An 18,130-nucleotide genomic window follows, 5' to 3' on the forward strand; every position below is an offset into this window, starting at 1 on the left:
CTTCAATCACACTATTCCGGCCCAACACAGGGGATTGCCGATTTTAAGTCTGGATTGTGATGTGGGGGCAGTGCCCCCACATCACAATTCAGACCCAGATTGAGCAACGCCCGATGCAGCAATCTTAAGTTGATTATGAACAGACCGTCCCGTTGGCCTGCTCATAATCAACTCGGTTCTACTAGCTATTCAGTAGAGCTATATTCAGATTGATTTCGTAGAGAATTCACAGCGCAAATTTCGGTCAGATCACATGCGATACTGATGAGAAAAGAGATTGAAAAATTATTGAAAAGTTGATGAAGTTAGCTGAAAACACATGATCAGGTAACTTAAGACACGGTCTCGAACTGTTCGATCGTATACGATTTGCCCTGAATGCTGAGAAGTTAGCCTGGAACCCCAGTCGGAATGAGATGACTGACTCACAAAAACTCGTACTGATGATTCAGCCCGTAAAACTTCAGGGTCTGATTTGGCAAGCAGTACTTAAGTCTCAAGGGATATCGGTAATTTGGGAGTCACCACAGGTTGACTTCATCGATAATGTACGGCAGCTCAAGCAGGCTGGTTTGGCTTTACCAGATGCCATTCTCGTCGATGTTGGCATTGAGGGATTTAATCCTTATGCGTTTTGCCGCCTCTGCCGCGATCTCTATTCGGAAATGCAAGTCATCCTCACCAATACGGCTCGCAGTGAAATTCATCCGTCGGAGCGCCAATGGGCCTTGCATCAGGGCGCGGCTGATTATCTGCCTGCGTTTGAGCCTGATTCACTGGTCACCAGCGTCACCCACGGCGTGAAAGCTGTGCTTCAGGCCATTAGCTCAGACCCTATTGAAAATGGAGCCTTGGTATCGGTTTTATTTAGCATCAAGCGACAAATTGAATCGCGGAAAGCAGCTAAGCAGACTCAGCGCAGCGCCGACGCAGATCAAACAGAGTCACACGTTGCCAACTATCGTTCGTCAACTCAGTTTGATGCGGCAACTGAACTGGCATCAGCGTATGCCGTAACCAACGGTCATGGCCTAAATGACAAGAGCCTCAACGGTAACGGGTCTTCTCACGGTTCGAATGGCAACGGTCGCAGCGTGCTGCTAGAGAATGGCACAGTTGCCAACGGGAAATCCAACGGCAAATCTCATGCACCGCTCTCTCAAACACCGTTTAACGATAAAACACTGGATGCAGCGGAAATCGAAGAAACGCCTGAGATGACGAGCGCCGAGTTTGAACCTGACCTCGACAGCAGCGGCCAACCCCTGCCCAAGCGCCGCTATCGCGGCGTAACGTATTAGTTATTTTTGGAAGAGAGAGATTCAGTGCTGCGTCTCTCTCTATTATTCGCAAAGCCAAAGGCCATTATTCCACGCCCATGACGAGGCGGCGAAATCGCGGTTCGGCATAGAAGCGCTCGAAACTGGTTTCTTGGCTGGCCTCTAGTAGATAGTAATCCGGATTGATCTGAATTGCTTTTTGTAGGTTATCCAGCGCTAGATCAGTTTGATTTTGCAGCGCGTAGCACTGAGCGAGGGCATAGAAGGCTGTGGGATCATCCGGTTTAATGGCCAGAGATTTGTTGAAACTTGCGATCGCATCATCCAGTCGCTGCATCCGCTGAAGCGCGATTCCGGTTGAAATCCAGACCTTATGGCTATAGGCATGGATATTCAGCGCCCGTTTATAGTAAGTAATCGCCTGCTCTGGCCGTCCTAGTTGATCTAGGGCTTTGCCTTTGTAGTAAAGTGCTTGGGCATAGTGGGGATGAAGTTCCAATGCCTGATCAAAACTTGCGATCGCATCGGCACAGTGCCCCTGTTTGAGCAAGACAATGCCCCGCCGACAGAGCGCCTGCTGGTGTTTGGAATCGATCAGCAACGCCTGGTTGAAACTGGTGAGCGCTTCTTCGACCTCATTCAGCTGGAGCAGGATGGTGCCGCGACAGCACCACAGCTCAGCATTCTGAGACTGAAGTGCGATCGCTTGTTCAAAGGCTTCTAGCGCTTCGCGGTTACGCTGCAGTTGCCACAGAGCATAGCCACGATGATACAGTGTTTGCCCATCGTTGCCATATACCTGAAGCGACTGGTCAAAGCTCTCAACGGCAGCAGTGTAACAACCCATCCGACACAGGCAGAGGCCCTTCAGCCGCCACGCCCGATAGTAGGATGGGTCACGTGCGATCGCATGATCCAGACTGTCTACCGCTTCCACATAGCGCCCAGTCCGCTCCAGCGCTTTCCCCTGCTGATACCACGCCTTGATCATTGAGTCCTGGTACCGCAGCGCCTGCCCAAATGACGAAATGGCCGCATCATACTGCTGCATTTTCATTTGGGCATAGCCCCGGTTATACCAAGCCTTAGCGTCATCCGGCCACAGTTCCAGAATTTGGTCGCAGAGATGAACAGTGGTCTCGTAGTCCTGCTGCTGGCCCAGCAGCATCGCCTGATACATCAGCGCCGGATAGTAGTTCGGCTTCAGCTTAATGGCTTGATTGATGGTTTGAATCGCTCGATTGATATCCCCTAATTTGGCAAACTCAACGCCTTGCCGCAGCCAATCGCTGGGCAATTCTGCCGTTGTCATCAAATCATCGAGGGATAGATAATCCTCTGCATCCGCTTCCGCCAATTCGGCATCAACGGTAGCCATCATTTGAGAGTCAGACGAGGTTTCTTTAAAGTCTGACCAAGCATCTTGACGCTGACTCATAGCCGATCTTTACCCATCACGTACACTGTTGCAGTTGATCTGGCGGAATATGCACTCTATATGTCAGTGTGCCCATTTTGCCAAATTAAGTTGCCACCTTCATGAGCCGCTAGACTCACTTTTTGGCTAGATCCCTCTCAAAGCTGCTGGAACAACTGGCGCAGTTTTTGCTGACGATCCGGACTTGCGATCGCAACCAGCCATTGACGCATCGTATGCGGCAGCGCAAACACGCCCCCCAAATGCGCTCGCCATTTACTCCACAGTCGGACACCTCGAGCTGGCGGATAAACATGCCAAAACCGATTGGTTGAACAAACAGCTCCTGTGCCGATAGACTGCACCTCATGCCACCAGCCAGAGGGAATAAACAAAATTTCTCCCGGTTGCAGTTCCGTTTCGTAGCGATACTGCTGAGCCTGCGCAAAGCGTGGAAACGCCTTTAGATCAGGGGCATCAGGATAGACTTGACTATAGACCGATCGCAGCTTTAGACCGTAGCGCAAGTGGTTCAAAATGGACAGGGGATACAGGTTATAGAGCTGATGCGGCGGGAACAAAATCACCCGCTTGACCCCCATGAGCTGCGTCAGCGTGCCATCCATTGGGTCATAGTGCAAGCAGGAGGTGTGCCCCCCCGACCCTAACCACAAATTCAACGGCGTGGCAGGCCAGCACAGATTCAATTGCTGTTCTGGTTGGGTCAACAGTTCCGGTTCAGCTAATGGCGTATCTTTCAGCGCACAGCGAGCCAGGTATAAATCTTGAGCCGCCGCCTCACCATTGCGCAACTGTTCAAGATACCGCCGAAACGAAATCTGAACGGCTTCTACACCGCTACCTGCCGTTTTCCACTGCCGCTTATCTTGCTGATAGCGTTCCTGACCATAGCGCCGTACCGGGAATACCAGATCACCTAACTGTTGCTCTAGAAAATTAAGGTTCCAGGCCGAACAATCAGCCAAGAATCCGGTCAAAACCACCGGTTTTCCCGGCTTTTGATAGTGCTGAAAAAACAGCTCCGCCGTTGTTTGATCAGCCGTTGTGTCTTGAGCATCAAGCCGAGGAACAGCTTGAATAGGCTGCTCTACAGTCGATTCATCGACTGCTTGCTGAATATTATGTGTCATACTCTCAAGTTCGTCACACCACATTTTGCCGTTATAGCAATCATCCCTGGGTTAGAACATGAATATTGAGCGTTACGAATCTGCAAATGATGAAAGAAACGTTAACCCAAACGTTTTAACCTCAAGGCGATGCTATGGTACTGCAATCTCTAACTTGCACGGAATACAGCGTTGGATCGCTGTTGCTATTGCTGTGCAGCGCTACTATGCAAGCGATTAGTTCGCATCATCTAGCAATATATAGGTAATTTGCCATATATGGATGTTTATCCTAGGCTTTCTACTAAAATTTATTCGTTTTGCAAAGATTGATGCCTGATAACGAGCGTTGCTTAATCTGGGTATTAATTGAAATCAGCAATCCCTGATAACGAGCATTTGGCCAATCGAAACCCCGAAGAGTAGAGGCTGTCGCCGCGATCGGCTTAAGGCCGAATAGAAAATCAGGAGCGCGATGTCTATATCTGCAATAGACTTTATTGGCAATAAAGTTTTTGGGGTTGGAAATTGTTTTGTAGCGCGGCGAAGCCGCGCTACAAAACAATTTCCGATAAAGTCTAAGGAATGCAGCAGCAGCGTTAGACAACGGATGGATGAGATGAACTGGATGGACTAGATGGATTAGCTGGCGGAAAACATTCAGGCCGAATCCAGCCGTTGATTGTCGCTTGATAAACAGCTTGATAGCGATTGCGGGCATTCAGCTTGGTCAGCGTATTGTTGAGGTGAAACTTGACCGTGCTTTCGCTAATGTGAAGCGTCTGGGCAATTTCGCGATCGCGGTATCCCTGGGCCAACAGGTTCAGCACTTCCTGCTCCCGGTCTGACAGCAGACTGCTCTCTCCACCCAGCGGCGGCACGGTTTCCCCCCGCACCAGCGCATCAACCGCTGCACGCAACTGCGCGGGCTGCACGTTTAAATGGACGCAGCCTGCCACCCGATCCGGAATTGGCGCTGTACTGTTATCCAGCCACAGAATCGGTTGGGAGGAGTTCAGTAGCGTCACATCATCGGTTAATAGGGGAACCGTCGGGCCACCGACCTGGACTACCTGTAGCTGGGCTTGATGGGCAAGGTGGGTCAGCGCCAATTGAAGAACCGGACTCTGACAGCGAATCCGCACAGCGCAATCCATTGTGCAGCTTGGATAAGGCACCATCAGCAGCACCTGAACCACCTTTTGCTGAGCCCCAATATCAATCTGAAAGCTGCCACCTAAATGTGCGATCGCAAAAGGCAAATCACCAAACACCGTATCACTCCAGGTTTGCAGTTCAGCTAAATCCTCAGTGGGGCAAGCCAAAATCGCATCTAGCGTCACTGTCTCAGCCCCATAGGTCAACCGACAGTACTGGCAGGTTTGCTGAGTTAGACGTTCTGTGACCTGTAAAAAGAGGTAGCTCATGGCAGGTGTCAGTGAGCGTTCAGTACCCACTAGCGTCAGGCGGGTAGTCGTCAGTACCGTTGCCAACAGATCGGACAAGGGATGATGAAGCGGATTTTGGGTCGGAATAACCAGACTCGTGTGCTGCTGATGCTGCAGTGCCGTATCGAGAGCAACAGTGACAGTAGTACACAGCGTTTGCAGCACTTCTAGAAATTCCGATGCCATCGGTTGATGACTAAAGGTAGCCAAGACTCCGATTACCCGATCCTGAATAGCCAGGGGATAGCCAGCAAATCCCTGAATCTTTTGCTCCAGTGCCCAGTTGCGGTCTTTTACCCAGGATTCTTCAGCTAGATGATTGCTTAAAAACGGCACCCGATTCTGAGCAATTTTGCCAACCTTGTACGCTCCCATCGGCACGCGGGCAAAGGAGCCATTGATGTGAGTGTAAAGTCCCGCCGACGCCACCAGTCGCAGCGATGCCCCGTCAGGTTCTACCAGCCACAGCCGCGCAAAAGCACAATCAAAGCGCTTCACTAATTCTGCTGTCACCGTGGCAGCGATCTGATCCGGTTGTAGGCAGCCAGAAAATTGTTCTGCGATCGCATTGGCTTGCTGTAAATCAAATAACAGACGGGTCGCATCTAACCGTCCAGAAAGCGTGTCAGGCACATTAACCCACTAGATTACGTTATCTCTATTGATATTAAGGCGGAGTTCCGCTTTCTGCCCTGTATCTCACATTACTGATTACGACACCGAGTTACGACAGATGACTAAATTGTTAGCGTTCGACATCAAAACGCAAAACTGCGATCGCACCACCTGCACATGGGCAGGGCGTGGGTATTTTTGTCTGAACCCTTAAAGAGACTGGGCCACCGCATTACGGTGGCCCAGTCTCTTTAAGGGTTTTTCAATAAGATTGAAAGTCCTAAGCCGTTACGAAATCGATGGCAGGAATCAAGCTAGCTCCAGCACCACCAACCACAACTGCGACCAAATCAGACGAATTGGAATTGTGGTAGATATACGCATCGCTACCAACATCAGTAACAGTGTAGTCGCTGTGCGAACCATAAACCTGGATTTTATCGCCTTCTAGGTAGTTGAAGTCCTCAATGGTCGCAAACCCATACTCGTAGCTTGAATCTTGGTAGTAAGCACCAAAAGCATCACCAATGACAAACGTATCGGCTCCGGCTCCTCCGGTCATAGAGTCGTACTCATTTTCGGTAAAGCCATAACCTGTCAAAACATCGTCATCGGCTCCTCCCACTAATTCGTCAGAACCAGAACCACCATAGAGGTTATCGCTGCCATTTCCTCCACCGAGATAGTCATCACCCGCCTCACCATAGAGGTCATCACTACCGTATCCGCCATAGAGGTTGTCGTTACCGAAATACCCCAGAATGTTGTCAGCACCGATGCCACCATAAAGGCTATCATCGCCATACCAGCCATCGATATAGTCATTGCCATCGTTGCCATAGATCGTGTCGTTGCCATCATCGCCAAAGAGGCTGTTGGCGTAATCATTCCCTTCAATGATGTTATCCAGTTCATTGCCATCACCAGAGTAGGCAGAACCTGTGAGGGTAAGATTTTCTACATAGTCGCCTAGGGTATAGTCAATCGAAGATTCAACCGTATCAGTACCACCCAAAGCAGAACCTTCGAATACGGTGTCACCCACATTGTCAACAACATAGGTATCATTATCGGCACCACCACTCATATAGTCGGCACCCAAACCACCATCTAGATAGTCATTACCGGTTTCACCGTAAAGATCGTCGCTGCCGCTATCACCGTAAATTTCATCGTCGCCATAGTAGCCATAGAGAACGTCGTTACCGCCACCACCGCTGATATAGTCGTCGCCATACCAGCCATCAATCGTGTCATTACCCGCTTCACCATACAGAGCATCACTGCCGATGCCACCATTGATATAGTCGTCACCGTCGTACCCTAGAATTTCGTCAGCGCCAGCGCCACCATAGAGGCTATCGTCTCCAGTCCAGCCATCAATATAGTCATCGCCATCGTTGCCATAGATTGTGTCGTTGCCATCATCGCCAAAAAGGCTGTTGGCGTAATCATTACCTTCAATGACGTTATCCAGTTGGTTCCCGGCACCAGAGTAGGCAGAACCTGTAAGGGTGAGATTTTCTACGTAGTCGCCTAGGGTATAGTCAATCGAAGATTCAACCGTATCAGTACCACCCAAAGCAGAACCTTCGAATACGGTGTCACCTGCATCATCAACGACATACGTATCGTCACCGGCACCACCACCCATGTAGTCAGCACCCAAACCACCGTCTAGATAGTCATTACCGGCTTCGCCATAGAGGTCATCATCCTCACTGCCGCCATAAATTTCATCATTGCCGTAGTAGCCATACAGCGTATCGCTGCCGCTGCCACCGCTAATGTAGTCGTCTCCATTCCAACCATCAATGATGTCGTCGCCCGCTTCACCGTAGAGTTCATCATTACCGTTGCCACCATTGATATAGTCGTCTCCATCCCACGCTAAAACGGTGTCGTCTCCATCTAGAGCATAAATAAGGTTGTCTAGATTGCCATCACCAATCGCATCAATAAAATCGTTGCCGAAGGTTCCTACAATTTTCTGAGGCATGACTAATTTCCTGTAGTAGATGAATGAACTGTGTTCTAATCGAACTTAAGTTCAAGATATCTAAGGAAGTAGCCGTAGGACATCACACAGGCATTGGGCATTTCGTTGGTTTACTGCGTTTTAATGAGAGCCCCATTGGTAAAAATATGGGTAGAGCTTTAGCGCCTAAATCACCCATAAAAATGCCCTGGATTTTGCCAAAAGACTTAACATTTGCGACAAATATAAATCGTCTTAAAAGCCCTTCTCAAGTAGAACCAAATCTAGGACTAAAGACAGCAAACTTGGCACTATAAAAGCACAATATTCTTCTTTAGAGCTTGATGTTCAAAGAAATATTCGTCTCCGCTTTGGTTGAGACATTTGCAAAGTCAAGCCTCTAAAAAATTGAACGTTTTCAGAGCTTTCTCCCATCCTAACTAATGTGACTATTTTTATGTAGAGCATCGAATACTGGTAGCCCTCTAACGGCAATAATTTTCATTGTGTGGACGGTACACACACAACAAAAATATTGCAGGAATATCACTATCCGCATACTTAACGATCAACAAACAGAGCAAAAGAGGTTTCGGTATACTTGCGACCGAAACCTCTTTTATTAAGATGCAAATGCATCGTTAGACAGTCTCACAGTTTAGCAAGTTAAGCTGAGACAAAATCAACGGAAGGAATTAAATTCACTCCAGCACCGCCAACTACAATCGCAACTAAATCGGACGAATTGGAGTTGTGGTAGATGTACGCATCACTACCAATATCTGTAACGGTGTAGTCGCTGTGCGAACCATAAACCTGGATTTTGTCGCCTTCTGCATAGTTGAAGTCTTCAATGGTGGCGTAGCCAAATTCGTAACTAGAAGACTGGTAATAAGCACTGTAGGCACTGCCCAAAACGAACGTATCAGCCCCGGCTCCACCTGTCATCGAGTCGTATTCGGACGCCGTGAAGCCGTAGCCAGTCAGGACATCATTGCCAGCGCCACCGACTAAATCATCAGAGCCAGAACCACCATTGAGATAATCGTCACCCGCTTCACCATACAGATTGTCAACGCCACTACCGCCGTAGAGCGAGTCATCGCCAAAGTAGCCATATAGCGTATCGTCACCGTAACCACCGCTGACATAGTCGTCGCCATACCAGCCATCAATGGTGTCATTACCGGCTTCACCATAGAGTGAATCATGGTCATTGCCACCGTTGATGTAGTCATTGCCAGTCCAGCCATACATGATGTCGTTGCCGTCGCCGCCGTAGAGCGAGTCGTTGCCAATCCAGCCATCTATATAGTCATTGCCACCATAGCCATACATGGTGTCGTTACCGCTATCGCCGAAGAGATCATTGGCATAGGCATTGCCTTTGATGACGTTATCGAGAGCGTTTCCATCCCCAGAGTAGGCAAAACCCGTCAGGGTCAAGTTTTCAACATAATTGCCTAGGGTGTAGCTGATAGAAGACTCAACGGTATCAATGCCGCCGCCAGCGAATTCATAAACGGTGTCACCAACGTTATCAACAACATAGGTGTCATTACCATAACCACCGCTCATATAATCGGCCCCGGTGCCGCCGTTCAGATAGTCATTGCCGCTCTCGCCATAAAGTGTGTCATCTCCACCGTGGCCATAGAGATTGTCGTCACCATCCCAACCGTAGAGTGTATCGTTACCAGCGTAGCCATAGAGGTTGTCGTTGCTGTTGCCATATGCGATCGCATCGAGAACATCGCCCAAAAAGGTTCCGTATAGATTAGCCATGAGTGTTTACCTGTAGGTGAATGAACAATTAGGGGGTTTCTTGTTCGCGCTGTAGACCAGCGCTTTTGCTTAACTGTCCTCAGAATATCCAGCGCAAGGGGGCTGAGTCGCCACACAGCTATGGGGCATTGTGTGGGTAATTCTGACGTGATGATTAAGATGAGGCGTGGGTAAAAACGCAGCTGCGTTGGGTGTAGTGTGGGCAGCAACGATCAACCAAACGTCAAAAGGATTGCAGGCAAAGGTTTTGGTTACAGGCATTCCAGCTTGATGTCGTGTGATGAACACCAAAGTTCTCTGAGTTGAAGATTGGGTAAAATCGTTAACAAATTGCTCCTTATATCAGGTGGCTCGATCGCTCATGGCTCCATCCACAGGCTCACCCGATCTTGAATTTGCTGAAGCAGCTGAACTTTGGAACTTGGAACGGCTGTACACCGATTTAGGTTCAGCCAAAGGTAAAGGACTGACTCCCGTTGAGAAGCAGTATTTACGGGGATTACTCTGTGGATACAGTCCAAATGAGATTGCTGAACGATGCCATGTAGCCAGTGACACCGTCCGCAATTATTTGTCCAAGGGTCTTTACCGCTACATTGAAGAATTTTTGATGCGTCATGCAGAGCAGCAGGCACGGGTTAAGGACTGGAGCCGGGTTGCAATCTTGATGGAGCGAGCCGGTTATCGGCTCAACAGTCCACTTAAGCTGGATGTGCCCAAACCAGCCGATCACGGTAGCGTTACCGAATCTCCGCAAACGGCCCCCGCAGACAGCAAAAGCAATCGGTACAGTTGGGACGGCAAGCCAAATCTAGAAGCGTTTTATGGTCGGACGCAAGAGCTAGCCATGCTGAAGCAGTGGATTCTGACGGATCGCTGTCGGTTGGTAGCGCTCTTGGGAATTGGGGGCGTTGGAAAAACAGCGCTAGCCGCTAAGCTGGCGGATGATGTGCAAGACCAGTTTGACTATATTGTTTGGCGATCGCTACACAATGCGCCAATGCTGACTGATTTGTTGGCAGATATCCTCAGCGTTCTGCTCAGCAGGTCGGAAGCGGCAGAGCAGAACGCTTCGGTGGATGGACAACTGCTAAAGCTAATGGAATGCCTCCAGCGGCATCGGTGCTTGCTGGTGCTAGAGGATGTGCAGGCCATCTTAAGTGAAGGTAAGTTTGCGGGTAGCTATCAAGCTGGCTATGAGGACTATGATGATCTGTTTCGGCGGATGGGGGAGGTCGCTCACCAAAGCTGTGTGCTGCTGACGAGCTGGGATAAGTTGGCGACGGTGGCGGTGATGGAGGGCGAAACGAGTCCAGTGCGATCGCACGTTGTCAAAGGTCTAGGTACTGACGCAAAATTATTACTGGCTGAACGGGAATTAGCGGATGAGTCAGCCTGGGAAGAACTGATTTATCCCTATCGAGGCAATCCCTTAGCGCTGAAGGTGGTTGCAACGACGATTCATGAGCTGTTTGGCGGCAGCGTCACCGAGTTTTTAGACCAAAATACGCTGTTTCTGGGCGATTTTAGCTATCTGCTACACCAGCAGTTTCAGCGATTATCCGAGCTGGAAAAGGAGATCATTTGCTGGCTGGGCCACACCGATCAGCCTGCTACGCTATCAGAACTTCGCCAAGGCATTCAGGCCGATGCGCCTTGGTCAGAACTGCTACAGGCGCTGGAATCTTTAGGGCGACGCTCAATGATTGAGACGGTCAAGCAGGATAAGAATACCTGTTTTACGCTACAGCCGACGATTCGCAAGTATGTGCGGAGTCAGGGAGTTTAGGGGTGGATGGGTGGATGGGTGGATGGGTGGATGGGCTGTAGAAGTGTCGAGGGATAAGTAGGGGCGAATGGCATTCGCCCTTTAGAGAGCGAAAGGGCCACAAAGAATTTTAAAGAGGCTGCATGTTAGACGGTGACGACACAGTCGCGGCCTTGGTATTTGGCCATTTCTAGTGCCTGTTCAGCTCGCTGCATGACGGTGGATGCGTCGGTGTCGATGGCAGGGTCTTGATAGGCAATACCAAAGCTGATGGTGACTTTTACGTCTCCGGCGGAGGTGGCAAACGGATGGGATTGAATACTGCGTCGTAGGCGTTCGGCGACATCAAGTGCGGCATGCGGCAGAGTATCGGGCAGCAGGATGACAAATTCTTCGCCGCCGTAGCGATAGGCAGATGTGCCGTGGCGGAGTTGCGATCGCATTCGCTCTGCCACCTCCTGCAAAATCTCATCGCCAATGCTGTGACCGTAGGTGTCATTTACCATTTGAAAATAGTCTAGGTCGCCCAGCAGAATGGCAAAGGGCTGCTGAATCACCCACAGGGTGGGGGTACTCAGGTTATCCAGTTCTTGATTCAGAGCGCGCCGATTTAACAAGCCCGTCAAGCTGTCCTGATTGCCGTCTGGAGCGGAATAGTCGGCAATCAATAGCGCATCTTGATGGGGAGAACTGACGTAGTAGCGAGCATTGATCAGTGCGATCGCAGTTTGATCAGCCACCAGACGGATCGTTTGCAGTTGCTCCAGCGGGTAGGATGCCTGCGGCTGTTGAGACAGCAGCACAAAGCAGCCAAAAAACTCAGTTTGGACAAACAGGGGAACGATTAGTACTTTAACGGCTCCCAGTTGGCTGAGCCAGTCGGACAAATCGGTCATCTGCGGCTGAGTTAAATCCAGTTCCAAATAGGACGCGCCCCCTTGCGTGAACATATCAATCACGTCTTGCCAGAGAGCTTGCGCTGTCGGTTCTGAAGGGAAGGTGAGTGGAGTCGAACTCGTGGTATCAAACGTACTATCGTCAGCCGGATCAGCCGCACGGGCTGTTTGAGTCGCATCCGACATCTCAGCAGTATCAGCATCGCTAGCTGTCCATGCGGCCAGTTGCCGCACGTCGGAGCCGCGCATATCCAGCAGCACCAGGCAATCGCAGCGCACATCTTGCCCTAGTTCATCGACTAACCGCTGAATTACCTGGCTGGGATTGAGTCGAGAGTTAATTAACTGAGTAACCCGACCAACCAGTGCCGTTCGGTGCCGCGACTGCTCCAGCCGCTCCCGCCAGAACAGCGACTGATAGGCCAGGATCAGCGACTTACCAATGATTTCTAGCGATCGAATCTCTTCTGTAGTCCAGGGCTTGAGCGCTTCGACGGATCGAATTGGCTGGCCAATGGCGCTCCCATCAAATTGAAAATCAGCTCCGGATTGAGCCGTCTGCGACGTGGGGATGCTGGATAGACTGCGCAATCGAGAAGGCACAGAATCTGCGATCGCACTTTGACTGGGAAGATGACGGGGCGAACGCTGAAGTTGAAGCACAAACTGGAGTGTAGACACATTGGGCAGAGCCGTATGCCCGCCACTAATCCAGGGCACAACTAAATCACCAGTCGGCAGACGCAACAGCTGGGGCTGCCGCTGGAGCTGCTGGATCACAGTAGGCAACTGGATGGGGGTTAAGCAGGTAATATCCTGAACGCTTGCTGTAGGGCTGTGCATCAACGTTGGCTGGGTCATGGAGAGCGTGAACAGCCCCGTCTGCTGCAACGCTTCAGCAACGCGATCGCACGTAAAGACCTGTATCGATTTTCGCTGGCCTTGATTAGCAGCAAAACCAGCCCATAATAAGCAGTCTGCATGATAAACCGCTGCCAGCTTAGCTGTCGCTTGTCGGAGCAGGAAATCGGTTGTCTCTAGATTAAAAACAGCGGCTTCTGTCCAGGCGTGTACTTGTTTCCACAGTGGCTGCATGAGGCATGGGGGGTCGTCAGAGCAGATTTTTAATGGTAAACCCTCCAGCCTGGAATATTGCGATCGCGCAATAAAATTAACCCGGTAGGGGGCATCTACCTTGGATGGCTCATGTTAGACAATGAGCTTTTATCAAAGTTGTTAGGTTAGGCGGTTTAAGATGACGCAGTTTAATGGAGCAGTCGTACTGTTAACGGGAGCAGCAGGTGGTTTTGGTCAGGAGTTAACGCGTCTCCTGCTAGCAGCGGGCAGTCGATTAATTTTGACCGATTTAGATGCCGAGCGCCTCCAGCAGCAGGTGGAGCAAATTCAAACCCAGGTTCCAACAGGTGAGGTGATTGCTTGTCTAGCGGCGGATCTGTCCTCGCGAGAAGGGTGCGATCGCATCTACCAGCAAGTCAAAGAACTGAATCAGCCGATAGATATCCTGATCAACAACGCTGGCATTGGCCTCTATGGTCGAATGGACGAAATTCCCAGCGAGAAGTGGGAACGGCTGATGCAGGTGAATCTGCTGGCTCCCATGCGGCTGAGTACGCTGTTTATGACCGATATGATTAAGCGGCGACAGGGGCACATTGTCAATATTTCCTCGCTGGCAGGCTGGACGGCTCCGGCAGGGATGGCCCACTACGGAGCCAGTAAGTTTGGTCTGCGGGGATTCAGCGAAGGGTTGGCTCAGGAATTGGCCCACTACAGCGTCAAGGTAACGGCAGTGTATCCCTACTTCAGCCGCACGCCGATTTTGCAGTCTGAGCGGTTCGGCTCTCTGGCCAAGGGCATGAAGGGCTTCCCCGCCAAAATGGCTACCGATCCGGCTCTGGTGATGGCGGCCACGCTCCAAGGCATTGCTCGCGAAAAGCTGCACGTTTTCCCCGATCGGATGTCCCGCAGCAGCTCTGTTTTACTCCGATATTCGCCACAGTTCTTAAACTGGATCAGTACCCTCATCATGCGGAGAATGCAGCAACGTGAACACTAGCTCCCTGGTTGCCCCTCACCTCCAGGATCACCCGGTTCAGGACTGCACCGATAAGCACCTGATTATCGGTGCCGGATTCGTTGGTTTAGGACTGGCCCAAGCGCTCAAAGCAGCCAACATTCCCTACGACCAAGTTGACGCCAGCGACAATATCGGCGGCAACTGGTACCACGGCGTTTACACCACGGCTCACATTATCTCGTCGCGCAAAATCACCCAGTTTACCCACTTCCCGATGCCGGACGACTACCCAGATTTTCCCAGTGCTCAGCAAATGCGGGATTATCTGTGGAGCTTTGCCGATCACTTTGAACTGCGATCGCACATCCAGCTCAACTGCAAGGTACAAGATGTCCGTCCGGTAGAAAATAATCACTGGCTCGTCACGTTAGCGAACGGTGAACAGCGGCTCTACAAAGGCGTTCTGCTCTGCAACGGTCACCACTGGAGCAAGCGCTTTCCAGCGTTTGACGGTGAATTCGCGGGCGAAATCATCCACTCGAAGGACTACAAGCATCCTGACCAGCTACGCGGCAAGCGAGTGCTAATCATCGGCGGCGGCAACTCGGCCTGCGACGTGGCAGCTGAGGCCGGACGAGTCGCGGCAAAATCGGTACTGAGTATGCGGGAATCGGTCTGGTTTATTCCCAAGTCGTTCATGGGTAAACCCGTTGCCGATTTAATCAAATGGTGGATGCCAGAGCGGCTACAGCGCTGGCTAGCTTATGGAATCGTGCAGCTCACCTTCGGCCCACACGAGCGCTACGGGTTGGAGCGGCCCAACTACCGTATTTTTGAAAAGCACCCAACGCTAAATAATGAGGTGCCCTACTACATCAAGCATGGGCGAATTACGCCCAAACCCGGTGTCAAGCGGCTCAATGGTCAGCAGGTCGAGTTCGTTGACGGTACGGCGGCAGAGTTTGACTTGATCGTCTGCGCCACGGGCTATCACGTCGCCTATCCGTTTTTGCCGCCAGAACTCCAGCGGATCAAGGGCGCAACGGTGCAGTGCTACGCCGGATCATTTTTGGCCGATTACAAGGGCATCTACTACATCGGCTGGGGACAAGCGCGGGGCGGCGTTGGGTCGCTGATGTCGGCCTATGCACCGATGTTTGCTGAATACTTGAAACTACAGGATGAAATCAACGTGCCGCTGGGCCTAGTGTTTAAAGAACTGGGGCAGAAGTTGCCCACGACTCATTTAGCCGACCCGCAGCAGATCTTCCGGCAGCTCTGGCTGGTGCGCCGCTTTTTCCCACGCATTGCCAAAAAAGCGCATCAAGTCGATGCTCAGCACCCTGATTTTCAGAATCAGCCGCTTTCGGTGCCGCAGCAGGCAGTTTTGTAGGTTGGATTGACGAAGGAAATCCTACACAGAAGTGAGGCGTGAGGAGTAAGGCGTGAGGCGTTTTGGGGTTAGGTTACGCAGGAACAATAACCCCTTAACCTTGTTTCGCGTTGCTCGACCCAATTTACAGGAAGAAAAACAAGCATAAATACATCGCTACAACAATCCATAATTTGGCTATGAATCGTCGTTCTTTTCGTTTTTTGTCACAATCATCTCGTATTTGGCAGCGGATGATTGGATTAATCCTGCTCGCTAGCTGTATCTGGGGATTTCTAATTGCAGCTCCCGGTCGGGCGAATATTCGTCTGGAGTCCAGAGTGAACAGCCTGGAGTATGAGCTGAGAATGGTGCAGGCTGAGCTGAGTCGGTTGTCATCTACAGCGCGATCGCAACCCATGCAACCTACCCAACCTTTACCATCTACATCACCATCCGCTTCAGGCGCATATTTGTCCCTAGACCAGCAGTTCGACAATCTGGCAACGCTGGCCATCGAACTGAGAGAAGATCTTAGAGCTTTAGAGTCGCGAGTGGCGGCATTAGAACAAGGTAATTAAATGGGTTCTAAACCCAAAATCTCAATCGATTTATCAATTAAATCATCGGGGTCAAAGGGTTTGGTCATGTAGAGATTGGCCCCGACTTCTTGCCCCTTTTGCTTGTCGAACTCCTGACCCTTAGCCGTCAGCATAATGATGTAAATATCGCTGAGGTTCAGATCATGCTTGACGGTGCGGCATACCTCGAACCCGTTCATCTGCGGCATCATCACGTCTAGAAATACCAGCTGCGGCTCTTCTTCCCGGATGATGTCCAGCGCTTCTTGACCATTCGTTGCCAACAACAGCTCAACATCCTGGTCTTCTAAATCCTCCAGGGTTTGCTCGATCAGCATCCGGATATGGGGTTCGTCGTCAACAATCAAAATTTTTTTAGACATGGTTTAGAGGTAATACCGCATCCGGATTAGGGTTTAGGCTCGAATGCTTGTCCAACTATCCAATCATACTTCTCTACTTCAGGGACAGCGTGGAGATTCAGCAAGTCATGAATATTCTCTAGAGAGATGCGAAATTTCTAAACGCTTGTCAAACTAGACGAGTGATTCTTAACAAGTAGTAATTTTGTGTGGGCGGAGCTCAGACAAAATTACTACTTGTTAAGAATCCGTGTGTAAGAACCCTGTTTATTTTTTGTGAAATGCTTGCTTAGTAAGCATTTCACAAAAAATAAATAATGGGTTTTCAACCGGATTTCACATCACATATCACCCTTAAATGAACTGAATTTTTTATTTCCTATGCCTGATCCGTTTTTGCTCAGCCGAGTCCTACTCCGCTTCGGTGATGATGACGACGATTTGCTGAATGAACTCTCAGCCGCTGCGTTTACGCCCGATGGCAGCTTGTGGGTCGGGTCAGACGAGTTTCGCACCTTGGAGCGGCTGTTTCCCATCGAGCCTTGCATCTATGGCAACCATGAAACCGTTCACCTCAAAGACTATATTGATTTATTTAATCTAGAGGACGAAATCGACATCGAGGGGATGGACTACTCAGAACCATATTTGTGGGTGGTTGGTTCTCACAGCACGAAGCGAGGCAAGCCCAAAGGTAAAGATGTTGAAAAGGACATCAAAGCTCTCAGCAAAATTAAGACGGATGCGAATCGTTTTATGCTGATGCGGCTCCCGTTTGTGGATGGCAAGTTGTACAAAGCGTATGATCGCCCCAATTCGAAACATGATGCGATCGCATCTGGTGCGCTCAAAACCTCTGATCAGGGCAATGTGCTAATGGATGCACTTTGTGAAGATGCTCATCTGGGATCAATTGTGTCTAGCCAGTTGCCCAGCAAAGACAATGGCCTAGATATCGAAGGACTAGCGGTAAGTTGCGATCGCATCTATCTCGGCTTACGAGGGCCAGTGCTGCGCGGTTGGGCCATCATCCTAGAGCTGGAAGTAGAAGCCGACGAATCGGGCACCATGACGCTCAAACCTATCGGCCCCAAAAAGCAGCCCTACCGCAAGCACTTTTTCAATCTCGGCGGACTTGGCATTCGAGAACTCTGCTTTCACAACGATGATTTGCTAATTCTGGCTGGCCCAACAATGGATCTAGAAGGTGCGATGCAGCTTTATCGCTGGCATGACCCGCTGGATTGTGAGGCAGAGACAGTAACCGACCAAGACTCCAAATATCTAGAACTGGTGTTTAATTTGCCGTTTACTCTGGGGACGGATCATGCCGAGGGACTAGCGCTTTGCCCTTGCCTAGAGCAACCCGATGGACTGCTAATCGTCTACGATTCGCCCGATCCGAATCGCCATGTGCAGGATCATGAAATTCTGATGGATGTTTTTCGACTTTAGAAGTG

General features: G+C 50.4%; 13 protein-coding genes. 6 read left to right on the forward strand and 7 right to left on the reverse strand.

The window, feature by feature from the left end; all coding sequences use genetic code 11:
- Nucleotides 1-416 precede the first annotated feature (416 nt).
- Nucleotides 417-1,301 (forward strand): response regulator transcription factor, encoded by an 885-nt coding sequence (locus AC286M_RS28960; RefSeq protein WP_488207682.1) that lies wholly within the window; start codon nt 417-419, stop codon nt 1,299-1,301.
- A gap of 64 nt (nt 1,302-1,365) precedes the next feature.
- On the opposite strand, the gene AC286M_RS28965 is transcribed toward AC286M_RS28960, so the two are convergent.
- The 5 genes from AC286M_RS28965 to AC286M_RS28985 all read right to left on the reverse strand — a co-directional run bounded on the left by AC286M_RS28965 (nt 1,366) and on the right by AC286M_RS28985 (nt 9,653).
- Entirely contained in the window at nt 1,366-2,718 is a 1,353-nt protein-coding gene (locus AC286M_RS28965) for a tetratricopeptide repeat protein (protein WP_488207683.1), read from the reverse strand.
- Between the two features lie 137 nt (nt 2,719-2,855).
- Complete coding sequence (locus AC286M_RS28970; RefSeq protein WP_488207684.1) at nt 2,856-3,848, reverse strand: cupin-like domain-containing protein; 993 nt, start codon at nt 3,846-3,848, stop codon at nt 2,856-2,858.
- A 578-nt stretch (nt 3,849-4,426) separates the two neighbouring features.
- Nucleotides 4,427-5,908, reverse strand: a complete 1,482-nt coding sequence (locus tag AC286M_RS28975) for a LuxR C-terminal-related transcriptional regulator (RefSeq protein ID WP_488207685.1) — start codon at nt 5,906-5,908, stop codon at nt 4,427-4,429.
- A gap of 262 nt (nt 5,909-6,170) precedes the next feature.
- On the reverse strand, nt 6,171-7,889 hold the full coding sequence (locus tag AC286M_RS28980; RefSeq protein WP_488207686.1) for a calcium-binding protein: 1,719 nt from the start codon (nt 7,887-7,889) through the stop codon (nt 6,171-6,173).
- Nucleotides 7,890-8,534: 645 nt separating this feature from the next.
- Nucleotides 8,535-9,653 carry a calcium-binding protein gene (locus AC286M_RS28985; protein WP_488207687.1) on the reverse strand — a complete coding sequence of 373 codons (1,119 nt, stop codon included), beginning with the start codon at nt 9,651-9,653 and terminating at the stop codon, nt 8,535-8,537.
- Between the two features lie 361 nt (nt 9,654-10,014).
- Here AC286M_RS28985 and AC286M_RS28990 point away from each other — a divergent pair, with 361 nt between their 5' ends.
- Nucleotides 10,015-11,442, forward strand: a complete 1,428-nt coding sequence (locus tag AC286M_RS28990) for an NB-ARC domain-containing protein (protein ID WP_488207688.1) — start codon at nt 10,015-10,017, stop codon at nt 11,440-11,442.
- Nucleotides 11,443-11,567: 125 nt separating this feature from the next.
- On the opposite strand, the gene AC286M_RS28995 is transcribed toward AC286M_RS28990, so the two are convergent.
- Nucleotides 11,568-13,412, reverse strand: coding sequence for a sensor domain-containing diguanylate cyclase (locus tag AC286M_RS28995; protein ID WP_488207689.1), 1,845 nt, complete (start codon nt 13,410-13,412; stop codon nt 11,568-11,570).
- A gap of 160 nt (nt 13,413-13,572) precedes the next feature.
- Between AC286M_RS28995 and AC286M_RS29000 the strand changes: the two genes are divergently transcribed.
- The 3 genes from AC286M_RS29000 (at nt 13,573) to AC286M_RS29010 (ending at nt 16,308) form a co-directional block, all read left to right on the forward strand.
- Nucleotides 13,573-14,394, forward strand: coding sequence for an SDR family NAD(P)-dependent oxidoreductase (locus AC286M_RS29000; protein WP_488207690.1), 822 nt, complete (start codon nt 13,573-13,575; stop codon nt 14,392-14,394).
- Nucleotides 14,384-15,748 (forward strand): flavin-containing monooxygenase, encoded by a 1,365-nt coding sequence (locus AC286M_RS29005; RefSeq protein ID WP_488207691.1) that lies wholly within the window; start codon nt 14,384-14,386, stop codon nt 15,746-15,748. Before AC286M_RS29000 ends, AC286M_RS29005 begins: the two co-directional genes overlap by 11 nt.
- Before the next feature lie 179 nt (nt 15,749-15,927).
- On the forward strand, nt 15,928-16,308 hold the full coding sequence (locus AC286M_RS29010; RefSeq protein ID WP_488207692.1) for a coiled-coil domain-containing protein: 381 nt from the start codon (nt 15,928-15,930) through the stop codon (nt 16,306-16,308).
- Here the strand turns inward: AC286M_RS29010 and AC286M_RS29015 are convergent.
- Nucleotides 16,305-16,691, reverse strand: coding sequence for a response regulator (locus tag AC286M_RS29015; protein ID WP_488207693.1), 387 nt, complete (start codon nt 16,689-16,691; stop codon nt 16,305-16,307). The two genes, AC286M_RS29010 and AC286M_RS29015, sit on opposite strands and share 4 nt — an antisense overlap.
- 360 nt (nt 16,692-17,051) lie before the next feature.
- Between AC286M_RS29015 and AC286M_RS29020 the strand changes: the two genes are divergently transcribed.
- Nucleotides 17,052-18,125, forward strand: a complete 1,074-nt coding sequence (locus AC286M_RS29020) for a DUF3616 domain-containing protein (protein ID WP_488207694.1) — start codon at nt 17,052-17,054, stop codon at nt 18,123-18,125.
- Nucleotides 18,126-18,130 lie beyond the last annotated feature (5 nt).

It is taken from the genome of Thainema salinarum CENA647, assembly GCF_057732415.1.